Origin of the sequence: Pseudomonas medicaginis (genome assembly GCF_965119365.1) — a bacterium.
Taxonomy (GTDB): domain Bacteria; phylum Pseudomonadota; class Gammaproteobacteria; order Pseudomonadales; family Pseudomonadaceae; genus Aquipseudomonas.
This window is the reverse complement of the sequence record NZ_OZ221631.1, coordinates 1,789,767-1,802,538: the sequence shown is the minus strand read 5'-3', so window position 1 is coordinate 1,802,538 and position 12,772 is coordinate 1,789,767. Positions and strand designations below refer to the sequence as shown.

Below are 12,772 nucleotides of genomic sequence, written 5' to 3'. Positions count from 1 at the left end.
CTTCTTATATTCGAATTGGACACCGGCTGAAGGTTTGGAAAAGGTGCTGGTGCCACGACGAACGGTGGCGCGCCTATCAGATGCCGAACGTCCGGTGGTTGTGGCGTTTGGCGGCGTACATCGCCTCGTCGGCGTGACGGAACAGTGCAACATCTTCAGTGCCATGGTCGGGGAAGCAGGCCACGCCGATGCTCGGTTCGATGTTCAGGCAGTGCCCGTCGAGCCGCAGCGGCTGGGCCAGTGCCTGGTGGATTTTCTCCTGCACGCCATGGGCATCCTCCAAGGCCTGGATGCTATGCAGCAGGACCACGAACTCGTCACCACCAATACGCGCTACGGTATCGGTGTCACGGATACAACCCTTGAGACGACTGGCCACCGCTTGCAGCAGCATGTCGCCCACTCCGTGGCCATACGTATCGTTGACCTGTTTGAAACGGTCCAGATCGATATACAGCAAGGCCATGCGTCCGGAGGCTGCGCGAGCAGTCGCCAGTGCGCACTTGAACCGTTCACGGAGCAATTCGCGGTTGGGTACCTGGGTCAACTGATCGTACTGAGCCATGTGCTGCAACCGGGCGTGCAACTGCTTGCGCTCGATGGCAATGGTGATCTGTGCGCAGACGTATTGCAGCAGTTCCTTGTCCTGTTCGGTGTAGCGCTCATTGTCCGGCGCACTTTTGACGATCAGCGCGCCAATCGTGCCGCTCTGCGCGCTCAGCGGCACGCCCAGCCAACACGGCGCATCCGGCTGCGCCACGAGGTCGTCGAACCCCGGCGGCAACTGGCTGCAACCTGGCGTCAGGAGGATTGGCTGGCCACTGCGAATCACCTCGGCGCACAAACGTCCGGTGACCGTGCCTGGCAATTCGGGCTGCCCTTCCCGGTCGTCGACGTGATAGGGGAAGTTCAGCTGTGCACATTGTTCGTCATACAGCGCCACCGAAAAATTCAGCGCCGGCAGCCACTCGCCAATAATCAGGTGGATGCGCTTGAACAGCGCCAGCAAGTCAGCCGCGGCATGGGCTGCCTCGGAAATCGCATACAACGCCGCTTGCCGGGACTCGGCCTGCTTGCGTTCGGTGATGTCCCGGGCCACGGCAATGCGCAGTTGGTCCGCCGACGACCAGCGCGCCGACCACAGGATGTGCACCACCCGACCGTCCTTGCGCAGGTAGCGGTTCTCGAAATTGAGCTTGGGCTCGCCGTCCATGATCTCCCGCGCCGCCTCAAGGGTCCGCTGACGGTCGGCGGGATGCACCAGGTCGATCATTCGCTGGCCGACCAGCTCCTGCGGGGTGTAGCCAAAAATCTGTTCGCAGGCAGCACTGACGAACACGAAACGCCCTTGGCCGTCGACGGCACATACGGCGTCCAGCAGAAGGTCGATGTAGCTGGCCAGCGGCGCGGAACTTCGAGTGTCCATGGGGCTGGAGGTCATCCGGATAATGCAACGGTGAGCGAAGCGGGTGATCGTCAGTCCGTGACGCCGATACAACAAGCGAGACCGACGCGCCCCCGATACCGATGAGGATAGCGCAGGGGATCAGACTGTAGAGGATGAGCCTCGATATCGGGGCGAACATTCACACAAACGATGGAGACCAACGGGACTGGCACCACTTCAAGGACGATGTAGTATGTTGTATTACAAACCACTACATCGAGATCATCATGTCCGTCATGTCATTGCGCTTGCCCGATGAAGTCGCCGAAACCCTGGCGGTATTGGCCAAGGCTACCGGGCGCAGCAAGTCATTCCTGGCCGTCGATGCGCTACGCGAATACCTGGCCCGTGAAGCCTGGCAGATCAAGGAAATCCAAGAAGCCTTGCATGAGGCAGATGCAGGTGACTTCGCGACTCCCGAGGATGTCAGCACGATCGCCGAAAAATGGATGAACAATGCAGGTTGAGTGGCTGCGTACTGCCCTCAAGAATCTGGACGACGAAGCCGCTTATATTGCTCAGGACAATACAAAAGCAGCAGCTCACTTCGTCAAGGCCATCCTCATGAGCGTCGAGCAACTTGCCCAATTCCCAGCGTCCGGTCGTGAAGGCCGCTTGGCTGGCACCCGTGAATGGGTTGTCCCCGACCGCCCCTACCTGATTCCCTATCGCGTTCGCCAGGGACGTGTGCAAATCCTGAGACTATTCCATACGTGACGATTGCCGCCCAACGCCTGGTAGGTGCAGCCACTCGATTCAACGCAACCCCATCACTCCGTAAAAAACGCCATACCGGCATACGGTGCCTGCCGACAGGACTTCAACCGCGACGCCAGGTCGCCCACATGGACCTCGAGCTTGTGCCCGTCCGGGTCGAGAAAGTAGAACGAATCACCCTCGCTGCGATTGTCTCGCCATGGTGACACCTTGGCCGCACTCAGCCGCGCCACCAGCACCGGAAAATCCTCGGCATTGATGCTGAACGCGTAATGGGTGTAGTCCGCCGTCGGCTCGGGCCTGCGTAACGGGTCGAGAGACAGGCACAACCACAAACCAGGCAGCGACAAATACGCCCCGCTGTTCCATTGGGCCTCAAGACGCAGCTGCAAGAGCTCGCCATAGAAAACCACACTGCGATCCAGGTCGGTGACCGCAAGGGTCAGATGATTAAGGCCTGAGAGCATCAGCAAGCAACCTTCAGAAAAGAGTGATAACCCGCCGGGCCTGGGGCAAACCCATGGTGCCCCCAAGCTCTGACACCGACGATCGATTCGCCGTCCAAGGTCCTAGGCAAAGTCCTACGCAGAACTCTCCAGTGACACTCAAACACACCGGAAACAGCCGATTCAAAGCCCTGCACGACAATCTGTAAAGTCCGGAAACACACCGCTATCGAAACACCCCACGGACAGCTCCAGTGACCAAGGAATGCAATCGAACCATGAACCAGACTGCTCAATCACCTCATTATTTCACCCACTACCGCAAGCTCATCTCCCTCGCTGACCAGGATTGGCAGGGCACCGAGGCCGGAAAAATCTCAGGGCTGAATGTCGAGGTCAAGACACCCAATGTGCTGGTCGACCAATACGGTCGAACGTTTCATCATTTCTGCACCACCTCCTACCTGGGCCTGGACTATCACCCCGCGCTGCTGGACGGTGCCATGACCGCCCTGTGGGAAGCCGGGACCCTGCGGGTCGCCAACTCGAGGAATCGCTGCAAGCTGGCGATCCTGGACCAATACGAAAGCCAATTGTCGGAGCTGTTTGGCGCCAGTTGCCTCAGCGCCCTCTCTTGCAGCGCGGCAAGCGCCGGGATCTTGCCGCTGCTGGCCGGTGGCGCATTCACCCACAATCGCGCGCCCGTCATGGTGTTCGACAAACATGCCCATTATTCGATGAATCACAGCAAGGCCGCCTGCGCCGATGAAACCCAGGTCATCACCTGCCCGCACAATGACATGGACTTCATCGAAGACGTGTGCAAGCGTCAGCGCGACGTGGCGTATGTGGCTGACGGCGCCTATAGCATGGGTGGCATGGCGGACCTGGACAGCCTGATGTACCTCAAGCAGCGTTATGGCCTGTTTCTTTACCTGGATGATTCTCACGCCCTGTCTGCGGTTGGAGAATCCGGCGCAGGCCTGGTCCGTTCGCGCCTCCCGGCGGTGGACGAGCGCACCCTGATCGTGGCCTCGCTGGCCAAGTCATTCGGCGCCAGCGGCGGGCTGATCATGTTTGGCTGTGAACGGCACAAGACCCTGGTGCAGCGCTACGGTGGACCCAGCAATTGGTCCCAGAGCCTGAACGCAGCAGCGATTGGCGCCGGCATGGCGTCGATCCGCCTGCACCGCAGCCGGGAATTCAGCACCTTGCAGGAACGTTTGCAGGCTAATATCCGCCTCTTCGACAGCCTCGTGCGGACCGCACAGCGCGGCACCCCCATGGCGATCCGTATGGTGCCTTGTGGTGAAGCGACCCTGGCCAACAGTCTGTCGATCGAACTGGCCGAACTGGGGTATTTCACCTCTGCGGTCTTTTTTCCCGTGGTGCCGCAAGGCAAGGCCGCCATTCGCATTACCCTGCGCGCCGACATGGAGCCGGACGTGATTCGCTCGTTTTGCGAAAGGATCACCGAACTGTTGCTGCCCCACGGACGTGACATCCGCCCCTGAGACAGGACGCTTGATGAAGAACCGTACAACCCTGATCGTCACCTGCACCACCGTCTTCCTGGCACAACTGGGCATGAGCATCTACTTGCCGGCCCTACCCGATATCGCCCGGGACCTGGGCACCGATGCGTCCCGGGTTTCCTGGGGCTTGTCGGTGTACCTGATCGGCATGGCGCTGCCGATGTTGCTGTGGGGCAGCCTGAGTCAGCGGCTGGGGCGCAAGCCGGTCTTGCTGGCGGCCTTGGGGTTGTACGGTTTGGGCAACCTGGCCCTGCCGCTGGGCACAACCGTGGAGGCGTTCCTGACGCTCAGGTTGATCCAGGGCATCGGCGCCAGCGGTATCTCGGTAATGGCGCGGGTATTGATTCGGGACAGTTTCAGCGGCGACCTGTTGGCCAAGGCCCTGTCCTGGATATCGATCGCCTTTGTGATTGCCCTGGGTATCGGCCAGTACATGGGCTCGCTGATCCAGGCCGCTTTTGGCTGGGAGGCGATTTTCCAAGGCCTGGGTGCCGTCAGCCTGGCCATGGCAGCGGCGGTGTTCCGGGCCAGGTTCCCGGTGCTGGTGCAAGCCGGCAACGAGCAATCGGCGTGGGGCATCTATGGGCACATCCTGCGCCAACGCGCGTTCCTGCTGCCGGCCTTGGCCGGTGGGCTGGGCTACGGCGTGATCGTCGCCTTCAACACCGCCGCGCCACTGATCCTGCAGGAGAGCTTCCACTGGTCGCCCATTGAATACGGCCTGCTGGGCTGGCCGGTCAGTGCGGCGTACTTGCTTGGGGCACTGGCGGTGAACGCGTTTGTGCTGCGCACCGGTCAACGGCGAATGATGGGCTGGGGCATCGCGCTGGTACTCGGCGGCAGCATGACCATGCTGGCAAGCAGCCTTACCCTGAGCAGCATCGCATTGCTCTTCTGGCTGCCGTATTGCTTCGCGGTATTTGGCCAGTCGCTGATCTACCCCATCAGCCTGTCCCTGGCCAACGAAGGCTCACCGGTGGCCGGCGCTTATGCCATGGCCTTGAGCGGGTTCCTGCATCAACTGATGGCCTCGGTGATCGGCGCCATGGCCAGCCTGTTGTTGAGCCAGCAGGCCTGGCCGTTGGCGGCGTTGTGCGCACTGCTGGGGGCGGCGGCGATGCTCTGTGTGAGGTGCGTGCCGCCTCGGGCCGCTTAGAACGCGCTGCGGAAAATCTCTTCGATCTGCCGCTGGTCCGCCGCCCGTGGGTTGGTCAGGCCGCAGGCGTCTTTCAAGGCGTTGGCGGCCAGCACCGGTACGTCGTTGAGGCGCATACCCAAGTCACGCAAACCGGCCGGAATGTCCACGTCACGGGCCAGGCATCGGATCGCCGCAATAGCATTGCGGGCCCCCTCTTCCGGGCTGAAGCCACGTGTATCGGCGCCCATGGCATGGGCCACATCGCCCAGGCGGGCGGCGCACACCGAGGCATTGAAACTCTGTACATGGGGCAACAGCACGGCATTGCACACGCCATGAGGCAAGTCGTAGAAACCTCCCAGTTGATGCGCCATTGCGTGCACGAAACCCAACGACGCATTGTTGAACGCCATCCCCGCGAGAAACTGTGCGTAGGCCATGTTTTCCCGCGCGGCGAGATCGTTGCCGTCGCGCACGGCCAGGCGCAGGTTGCTGCTGATCAAGGTAATGGCCTTCAGGGCGCAGGCATCGGTAATCGGCGTGGCGGCGGTGGAAACATACGCCTCGATCGCGTGAGTCAGTGCATCCATGCCGGTGGCGGCCGTCAGGCCCTTGGGCATCGCCACCATCAATGCCGGATCGTTCACCGACATCAGCGGGGTCACGTTGCGATCGACAATCGCCATTTTCACGTGGCGAGTCTCGTCGGTGATGATGCAAAAACGGGTCATTTCGCTGGCGGTGCCCGCCGTGGTGTTGATGGCAATCAGCGGCAATTGCGGCTTGCTCGAACGGTCAACACCTTCATAGTCACGGATCTGCCCACCGTTGGTGGCGCACAGGGCAATGCCTTTGGCACAGTCGTGGGGCGAACCGCCCCCCAGGGACACCACGAAATCGCATTGGCTCTCCTTGAGCAACCCCAGCCCAAGCTCGACATTGGCAATGCTCGGGTTGGGCTTGGCACCGTCGAAAATCACCGAATCGATGTCCTGGAGCGCCAACAGCTCGGCCACCTTGCTGGCGACGCCGGCCTTGGCCAGCCCCGCGTCAGTGACGATCAGCGCCTTGCGAAAGCCGTAGTTGCGAATGGCGGTCATGGCCTCGTCGAGGCAACCCAGCCCCATGATGTTCACGGCGGGGATGAAAAAAGTGCTGCTCATGGCACACGCTCCTGGAAGAGGCCGAATCGGCGGGGGGTACAGGATTGACCGAGTAGTCACGACGCATCTTGATCTGGCTCAAGACTGGGTCGTGATAAAGTCGCGCCCTGCCTTTGCCACGTTTTGAGATGATCCTTGCGATGACCGATTTCCAGGAATACGACACCCGGCTCGAAGACTGGGAGGCCTTGCGCGCCGACACCGCCTTCAGCGGCCTGCTGCTGGGCAATGGGGCCAGCCGCGCAGTGTGGGACGATTTCGGCTATGAGTCGCTGTTCGAAAATGCCCGCACCGTCGAGGAGAAACCCTTGACCCCGTCGGAACTGAGCGTGTTCGATGCGATGCAGACCCGCAGTTTCGAGCAGGTGCTCGCTGCGCTTAAAACCACCAGCCGGGTCAACAAGGCCCTGGCCGTCAGCTCTGCCGCCCCGCGCAATCGCTATTACGCGATCAAGGAAGCACTGATCAACACCGTGCATGCGGTGCACATTCCGTGGCGACTGGTGCAACCGTCGACCCTGGCGACGCTCAACCGGGAACTGAGCCGCTACCGCACGATATTCACCACCAATTACGACCTGCTCAACTACTGGGCGATCCAGCAGGCGCCCGAGAGCATCACCGACCTGTTCCTGGGCGATGACCACAATTTCGACCTGAGCCAGGTGTCCACGGACAAACCGCGCCTGCTGTACCTCCACGGCGGCCTGCACCTGGTGCGCAACCAGGACGGCACGGCGCGCAAGCTCACGTCCACCGACGGCACCTTGCTAGGCAGTTTCGCCATCAACAACACGATCAAGACCCTCGACGACGTGCCTTTGTTCGTCAATGAAGGCCCAAGCCAGGACAAGCTCAAGACCATCCGCAGCAGCGATTACCTGTCGTTCTGCTACGACCAGTTGCTGCAGCACGGCGACAACCTGTGCCTGTTCGGCCATGCCCTGGGCGATCAGGACCGGCACATTGTCCACGCCCTGCGCCTGGCCGCTCCGAAAACCGTGGCGATTTCGATCTATCCTCGCAGCCAGGCGTTCATCCAGCATCAGAAGCGGCATTACGCCAAGGTCTTCCAGGGACTGGACGTGCAATTGCGCTTCTTCGATGCCAAGAGCCATCCGCTGGGCGATCCGGCGTTGTCGGTGCCGGTGGAGGTCTAGGTTAAGTCAGCATTGGGCATGACTATTTGGATCGGAAACAGGGTGGACTTGTGGCGAGGGGATTTATCCCCGTTGGGGTGCGCAGCAGCCCTCATACATAACAACTCGGTATGTCAGGTAGACCGGGGCTTTCGCCTTTGGGGGCGCTGCGCACCCCAACGGGGATAAATCCCCTCGCCACAAAAACCTCGTTACTGCATCTGTCGGTTTGCCGTCAAAGCGCAGCCACGGTCTTGTCCTTGATCACCGTCGTCGGTCCATTGGACTTGACGCTGGCGATGCCTTTGTCCCGGGCTGCGTCCGATGAATAAGCCTCGCTGCTGCCGATCACTTCGTGGTTGCCGGCCTTGAGGTTGAAGTACGGATGGCCGTCCTTGGTGTTCTTGAGTTCATAGCGCTCGGCCAACGGGCTGTTCTTCTGCACCGCAGCAATGCCCCCGTCGGCGCCACTGCGGGAGGTGTACAGCTCGCTGGTCAAAATAGTCTCGGCGTTGGCCGCCTTGAGCACAAACCGAAACTGGCCACTGCTGCTTTTGCTGATTTCGTACCAACCGGACATGATCGTTCTCCAGGCAATGAGGGCATGCCCCGAGAGTAAAGACCCGCGGCGCTTGTCCTGCCAGTGCATGACTACAAAGTGATAGCCGTGCCCAACAGGGTCAGGAAACCCGCCAGCCAGTTCGGGTGCGCAGGCCAGGCCGGTGCGGTCGCCAGATTGCCCTGGACATGGCCGTCGGTCACGGGAATGTCGATATAGGTCCCGCCCGCCAGCCGCACTTCCGGGGCACAGGCTGGGTAGGCGCTGCATTCGCGCCCTTCGAGGATACCCGCCGCCGCCAGCAATTGCGCACCGTGGCACACGGCGGCAATCGGTTTGCCCGCCAGATCGAAATCGCGCACCAGTTGCAGGACGGCTTCGTTCAGGCGCAGGTATTCCGGCGCACGCCCACCCGGCACCAGCAAGGCGTCATAGTCGGTGGCCTGGACAGTGGCAAAATCATGGTTGAGGGCGAACAAGTGCCCAGGCTTTTCGCTGTAGGTCTGGTCGCCTTCAAAATCGTGGATCGCCGTGCGCACCGTCTGCCCGGCGGTTTTGTCCGGGCACACCGCGTGCACGGTGTGGCCGACCATCTGCAAGGCCTGGAACGGCACCATGACTTCATAATCTTCGACGTAATCGCCGACCAGCATCAGGATTTTCTTGGCGGCCATGGGAAGGGCTCCTTTGGGGATGCGTGAGTGGTTAACGCATTAAAGGTAGCCCGCTACGTCGGTAGATGAGGGATAAGCGCTGATTACCTGACGGGATGCACAAAAAGGAAGTGGCAGGACAGTCTGTGGGAGCGAGCTTGCTCGCGATTCAAGCGATGTGGTCTTTCAGGCACACCACGTCATCGTTCCATCGCGAGCAAGCTCGCTCCCACAGGGGGGCTCAGTTCTAGAGATAACCATCAGCCCGCAACAGGGTTTCCAGGCAATGCTCGGTGACGTGGTAGAAAGCCTTGAGCTCCTGGATCTTGGCCAGCAGCTCGGTGGGGTCCACCGGTTCGGCGCGTTTGACGGCCAGGATCATCTTGTTCTTGTTGGTGTGGTCCAGGGAGATGAACTCGAAGACCTTGGTCTCGTAGCCGCAGGCCTCCAGGAACAATGCCCGCAGACTGTCGGTGACCATTTCCGCCTGCTGGCCCAGGTGCAGGCCGTATTGCAGCATCGGCTTGAGCAAGGCCGGACTCTGGATCTGCAAGCGGATCTGCTTGTGGCAGCACGGCGAGCACATGATGATCGAGGCGCCCGAGCGAATGCCCATGTGGATCGCGTAATCGGTGGCGATGTCACAGGCATGCAAGGCGATCATCACGTCCACCGCGCTCGGCGCCACGCTGCGCACGTCACCGTGCTGGAAGCTCAGGCCCGGGTGTTCCAGGCGCGCGGCGGCTTCGTTGCACAGTTTGACCATGTTCTCGCGCAGCTCGACACCGGTTACCACGCCTTCTGCCTGCAAGGTGTTGCGCAGGTAATCGTGGATGGCGAACGTCAGGTAGCCTTTGCCCGAACCGAAATCCGAGACCCGCACCGGTTTGTCCAGGGCCAGTGGCGAAGACGTCAGCGCATGGCTGAAGACCTCGATGAACTTGTTGATCTGCTTCCACTTGCGCGACATCGCCGGAATCAGCTCGTGCTTGTGGTTGGTCACGCCCAGGTCGGCCAAAAATGGCCGGTTCAGGTCGAGGAAGCGATTTTTCTCACGGTTGTGCTCGGCAGATGGCACTTCCCGCAGTTGCTGGGGCTTGCTCTTGAACAGCGAGCTCTTGCCCTTCTTGCTGTACTCCAACTGCGCCTCGTCGGTGACCGCCAGCAAATGGGCGTTCTTGAACGATGCCGGCAACAGCGCAGCAATGGTTTCCACGCCTTCGGCCAGCGGGAAGTTCTTGGTGATGTCGCGGGTCTTGTAGCGGTAGACGAAGGACAGGCATGGCTGGTCCTTGACCGTCAGTTGCTTGATGATCAGCCGCTGGAGGTCCGCTTCGTCACCCACGTACTTGGCCAGCACCAGTTTGATGAAAGCGTTTTGTTCAAGGCTGGTGCGCAGCAGCTCGATGAACTGGGCGTGGTGATCCGGCGCGGGACGGACGGGCGTTGCGGTGGCGGACATGAAAAAACGGCCTCGGGGCGGGCGGATCGGAGAATGGCGGGTATTTTAGGGGGGATGAAGTGCAAGGGCACGGGGAAATTCATGTGGCGAGGGGATTTATCCCCGCGGGTCTGCGCAGCAGACCCAAACCAGGCAATAAGGTATCCCTGCATAACCGATTGTCGGCTTTTTAGGGGGCTTACGGCCCAACGGGGATAAATCCCCTCGCCACAGATAAATTTCCCTCGCTACAACGGTGTCCGGCAGAAATTTATCTCAGCCCAGCACCACCAACCGATTCGGCAGTTCATTGCGCTCCTGGGTCAGCGGCACGTGTTCCTTGAGCAATTCGCCGCAGGCTTCGATACACGTCACGAAACCCTGCAAGGTCTGTCCCTGGCGAACCTGCTGGGTGAACGCTGCGACAATGGCGTCCCAGCATTTGTTGTCCAGGTGCTTGGAAATGCCCTCATCGACGAGGATTTCCACATACCGCTCGGCCTCGCAGACAAAGATCAGCACGCCCGTGCTGCCCACGGTGTGGTGCAGGTTCTGTTCGAGGAATTGCCGGCGTGCCAGGTTGGAGGCCCGCCAGTGACGCACGGAGCGGGGAATCAGGTGCGTGGTGATCCTGGGGATGCGGAACACCAGGCACAACACGATGAAACTGACCCACTGCACCAGCAACAAGCTGTGCAGGGCGCCGGTGAGGTAATGGACCACGCCGGGCACCACCAGGGCCAGCAGGCTCGCCCACAGCAGCGGGATGTAAGCGTAGTCGTCGGCGCGGGCAGCCAGCACCGTGACCAGTTCGGCGTCGGTATGCCGCTCGACCCGGGCGATGGCCTCGGCGACCTTGCGTTGTTCGTGTTCAGTCAGTAATGCCATGGTTAAAAGTGCCCGCTCATTATTGTTATCACCAGCCGCCCGACGAACCGCCGCCCCCGAAACTGCCACCGCCACCGCTGAAGCCACCACCCCCACCGCCTCCACTACTGAAGCCTCCCCCACCGGAGCCGCTCGAACGGCTGGAGCCGCCGCCTCCGGCCGGCAGGATACCGAGCATCTGGCAGACCAATATCGTCAAAATAAACAGTATCACCAGGAAGATGAACAGCCCGGGATGGCGCTCGACGAAATCACTCGGCTCTTGCTGCCCGTGCGCACTGTACGCAGGCGCCGGCTCATCCAACGGGCTGCCGCCCAGCACCACCAGCATCGCCGCGACGCCGTCGCTGATGCCTTTGTTGAAGTTGCCGGTCTTGAAAGCCGGGGTGATCACCTGATTGATGATCACCGCACTCTGGGCGTCGGTCAGGCGATCCTCCAGGCCGTAGCCCACCTCGATGCGCAGTTTACGGTCATCCCGGGCGACGATCAGCAGCGCGCCGTTGTTTTTATCCTTCTGCCCGATGCCCCAGTGGCGCCCCAGTTGATAACCGAAGTCTTCGATGCTGCTGCCCTGCAGGTCCGCCAGCGTGACCACCACCACCTGTTCGCCGGTGGCCTGTTCATGGGCCTTGAGCTGCGCTTCCAGTTGCGCGCTCACCGACGGTTCGAGCATCTGGGCGGCGTCCACCACCCGCCCGGTCAATGCCGGAAACTTCAGCTCGGCCTGGGCCGTGATGGCAAACACCCAGAGCAACAGCACCAGGCCAAATTTCAACACGCGCATTGGAACTCCTGTGTGGGAGCAAGCTTGCTCCGGACGGCGATCCGACGATAGCGGTGGGTCAGCTTGCAGCAATGCTGAATGTACGTCCGCCTTCGCGAGCAAGCTCGCTCCCACAATTTCTTAGAACTTCACTTCAGGGGCTTTTTCGGCATTGGGGCTGGTGGCCTCGAAGGTTTCGCGGATCGGCAGGTCGCTGTACATCACGCTGTGCCACAAGCGTCCCGGGAACGTGCGGATCTCGGTGTTGTACTGCTGCACCGCCAGGATGAAGTCGCGGCGGGCCACGGCGATGCGGTTCTCGGTGCCTTCGAGCTGGGATTGCAGCGCCAGGAAATTCTGGTTGGCCTTGAGGTCCGGGTAACGCTCGGACACCACCATCAGTCGGCTCAACGCGCCGGTCAACTGGTCCTGGGCCTGCTGGAACTGCTTGAGTTTTTCCGGGTTGTCCAGGGTGCTGGCGTCGACCTGGATCGACGTCGCCTTGGCCCGCGCTTCAATCACTGCGGTCAGGGTTTCCTGCTCGTGCTGGGCATAGCCCTTGACGGTTTCCACCAGGTTGGGAATCAGGTCGGCGCGGCGCTGGTACTGGTTCTGTACCTGGCCCCAGGCGGCCTTGGCCTGTTCGTCCAGGGTCGGGATGTTATTGATGCCGCAACCGGCCAGCAACGAAGTGATCAGCATCAGGGCCAGCACCGGCAAGCTGCGAAGGTGGTTCAGTCGTGGATTCATCGGATGGAGCTCTCCCTTGCATGACATTGGAAAAACACGGCCACCTCTCTTACCGGCGCCTGGGGCATAATCTGCCGCCGCACTGGATTGAAACGGGTCGATGGGCTAAAAGATGCGCAGTGCGAAACTA

The 12,772-nt window shown here is 61.0% G+C and carries 14 protein-coding genes; 5 read left to right on the top strand and 9 right to left on the bottom strand.

The genetic code is table 11. The features are described from left to right. Positions 1–76 precede the first annotated feature (76 nt). Entirely contained in the window at positions 77–1,426 is a 1,350-nt protein-coding gene (locus ACMTA2_RS07990) for a sensor domain-containing protein (RefSeq protein ID WP_413794422.1), read from the bottom strand. 248 nt (positions 1,427–1,674) lie between these two features. Here ACMTA2_RS07990 and ACMTA2_RS07985 point away from each other — a divergent pair, with 248 nt between their 5' ends. Next, positions 1,675–1,914: a CopG family ribbon-helix-helix protein gene (locus ACMTA2_RS07985; protein WP_413794421.1), complete on the top strand. Its 240-nt coding sequence runs from the start codon at positions 1,675–1,677 to the stop codon at positions 1,912–1,914. Continuing rightward, positions 1,904–2,164, top strand: a complete 261-nt coding sequence (locus tag ACMTA2_RS07980; protein ID WP_413794420.1) for a type II toxin-antitoxin system RelE/ParE family toxin — start codon at positions 1,904–1,906, stop codon at positions 2,162–2,164. The genes ACMTA2_RS07985 and ACMTA2_RS07980 overlap by 11 nt, the downstream gene beginning before the upstream one ends. A gap of 53 nt (positions 2,165–2,217) precedes the next feature. Here the strand turns inward: ACMTA2_RS07980 and fos are convergent, their stop codons facing one another. Further along, on the bottom strand, positions 2,218–2,631 hold the full coding sequence (gene fos, locus ACMTA2_RS07975; protein ID WP_413794419.1) for a fosfomycin resistance glutathione transferase: 414 nt from the start codon (positions 2,629–2,631) through the stop codon (positions 2,218–2,220). A 257-nt stretch (positions 2,632–2,888) separates the two neighbouring features. On the opposite strand from fos, the gene ACMTA2_RS07970 reads away from it, so the two are divergent. Both ACMTA2_RS07970 and ACMTA2_RS07965 read left to right on the top strand, forming a co-directional pair. Beyond that, positions 2,889–4,124, top strand: a complete 1,236-nt coding sequence (locus ACMTA2_RS07970; RefSeq protein ID WP_413794418.1) for an aminotransferase class I/II-fold pyridoxal phosphate-dependent enzyme — start codon at positions 2,889–2,891, stop codon at positions 4,122–4,124. A gap of 13 nt (positions 4,125–4,137) precedes the next feature. Further along, entirely contained in the window at positions 4,138–5,301 is a 1,164-nt protein-coding gene (locus ACMTA2_RS07965; protein ID WP_413794417.1) for a Bcr/CflA family efflux MFS transporter, read from the top strand. Here the strand turns inward: ACMTA2_RS07965 and yiaY are convergent. Continuing rightward, positions 5,298–6,446 carry an L-threonine dehydrogenase gene (gene yiaY, locus ACMTA2_RS07960; RefSeq protein ID WP_413794416.1) on the bottom strand — a complete coding sequence of 383 codons (1,149 nt, stop codon included), beginning with the start codon at positions 6,444–6,446 and terminating at the stop codon, positions 5,298–5,300. The two genes, ACMTA2_RS07965 and yiaY, sit on opposite strands and share 4 nt — an antisense overlap. 140 nt (positions 6,447–6,586) lie before the next feature. On the opposite strand from yiaY, the gene ACMTA2_RS07955 reads away from it, so the two are divergent. After that, positions 6,587–7,606: a DUF4917 family protein gene (locus ACMTA2_RS07955; protein WP_413794415.1), complete on the top strand. Its 1,020-nt coding sequence runs from the start codon at positions 6,587–6,589 to the stop codon at positions 7,604–7,606. 214 nt (positions 7,607–7,820) lie between these two features. On the opposite strand, the gene ACMTA2_RS07950 is transcribed toward ACMTA2_RS07955, so the two are convergent. The 6 genes from ACMTA2_RS07950 to ACMTA2_RS07925 form a co-directional block, all read right to left on the bottom strand. Further along, positions 7,821–8,165, bottom strand: coding sequence for a YegP family protein (locus tag ACMTA2_RS07950; RefSeq protein WP_413794414.1), 345 nt, complete (start codon positions 8,163–8,165; stop codon positions 7,821–7,823). Between the two features lie 71 nt (positions 8,166–8,236). Further along, the gene (locus ACMTA2_RS07945; protein ID WP_413794413.1) at positions 8,237–8,818 is read right to left on the bottom strand and encodes a DJ-1/PfpI family protein; all 582 of its coding nucleotides are present in this window, start codon (positions 8,816–8,818) and stop codon (positions 8,237–8,239) included. 226 nt (positions 8,819–9,044) lie between these two features. Continuing rightward, a complete protein-coding gene (locus ACMTA2_RS07940) occupies positions 9,045–10,259 on the bottom strand; it encodes a class I SAM-dependent methyltransferase (RefSeq protein ID WP_413794412.1) in 1,215 nt (404 codons plus the stop codon). A gap of 255 nt (positions 10,260–10,514) precedes the next feature. Beyond that, complete coding sequence (locus tag ACMTA2_RS07935) at positions 10,515–11,126, bottom strand: TPM domain-containing protein (RefSeq protein WP_413794411.1); 612 nt, start codon at positions 11,124–11,126, stop codon at positions 10,515–10,517. 28 nt (positions 11,127–11,154) lie between these two features. Next, a complete protein-coding gene (locus ACMTA2_RS07930) occupies positions 11,155–11,913 on the bottom strand; it encodes a TPM domain-containing protein (RefSeq protein ID WP_413794410.1) in 759 nt (252 codons plus the stop codon). A gap of 120 nt (positions 11,914–12,033) precedes the next feature. Beyond that, positions 12,034–12,642, bottom strand: a complete 609-nt coding sequence (locus ACMTA2_RS07925) for a LemA family protein (RefSeq protein ID WP_413794409.1) — start codon at positions 12,640–12,642, stop codon at positions 12,034–12,036. Positions 12,643–12,772: the final 130 nt, after the last annotated feature.

Bases quoted from the DNA above. Each gene is read 5' to 3' on its own strand.
- ACMTA2_RS07980 (WP_413794420.1), top strand. From the start codon at position 1,904: ATGCAGGTTGAGTGGCTGCGTACTGCCCTCAAGAATCTGGACGACGAA.
- ACMTA2_RS07990 (WP_413794422.1), bottom strand. From the start codon at position 1,426: ATGGACACTCGAAGTTCCGCGCCGCTGGCCAGCTACATCGACCTTCTG.
- ACMTA2_RS07925 (WP_413794409.1), bottom strand. From the start codon at position 12,642: ATGAATCCACGACTGAACCACCTTCGCAGCTTGCCGGTGCTGGCCCTG.
- yiaY (WP_413794416.1), bottom strand. From the start codon at position 6,446: ATGAGCAGCACTTTTTTCATCCCCGCCGTGAACATCATGGGGCTGGGT.
- ACMTA2_RS07950 (WP_413794414.1), bottom strand. From the start codon at position 8,165: ATGTCCGGTTGGTACGAAATCAGCAAAAGCAGCAGTGGCCAGTTTCGG.
- ACMTA2_RS07930 (WP_413794410.1), bottom strand. From the start codon at position 11,913: ATGCGCGTGTTGAAATTTGGCCTGGTGCTGTTGCTCTGGGTGTTTGCC.
- ACMTA2_RS07970 (WP_413794418.1), top strand. From the start codon at position 2,889: ATGAACCAGACTGCTCAATCACCTCATTATTTCACCCACTACCGCAAG.
- ACMTA2_RS07940 (WP_413794412.1), bottom strand. From the start codon at position 10,259: ATGTCCGCCACCGCAACGCCCGTCCGTCCCGCGCCGGATCACCACGCC.
- ACMTA2_RS07955 (WP_413794415.1), top strand. From the start codon at position 6,587: ATGACCGATTTCCAGGAATACGACACCCGGCTCGAAGACTGGGAGGCC.
- ACMTA2_RS07985 (WP_413794421.1), top strand. From the start codon at position 1,675: ATGTCCGTCATGTCATTGCGCTTGCCCGATGAAGTCGCCGAAACCCTG.
- ACMTA2_RS07945 (WP_413794413.1), bottom strand. From the start codon at position 8,818: ATGGCCGCCAAGAAAATCCTGATGCTGGTCGGCGATTACGTCGAAGAT.
- ACMTA2_RS07965 (WP_413794417.1), top strand. From the start codon at position 4,138: ATGAAGAACCGTACAACCCTGATCGTCACCTGCACCACCGTCTTCCTG.
- fos (WP_413794419.1), bottom strand. From the start codon at position 2,631: ATGCTCTCAGGCCTTAATCATCTGACCCTTGCGGTCACCGACCTGGAT.
- ACMTA2_RS07935 (WP_413794411.1), bottom strand. From the start codon at position 11,126: ATGGCATTACTGACTGAACACGAACAACGCAAGGTCGCCGAGGCCATC.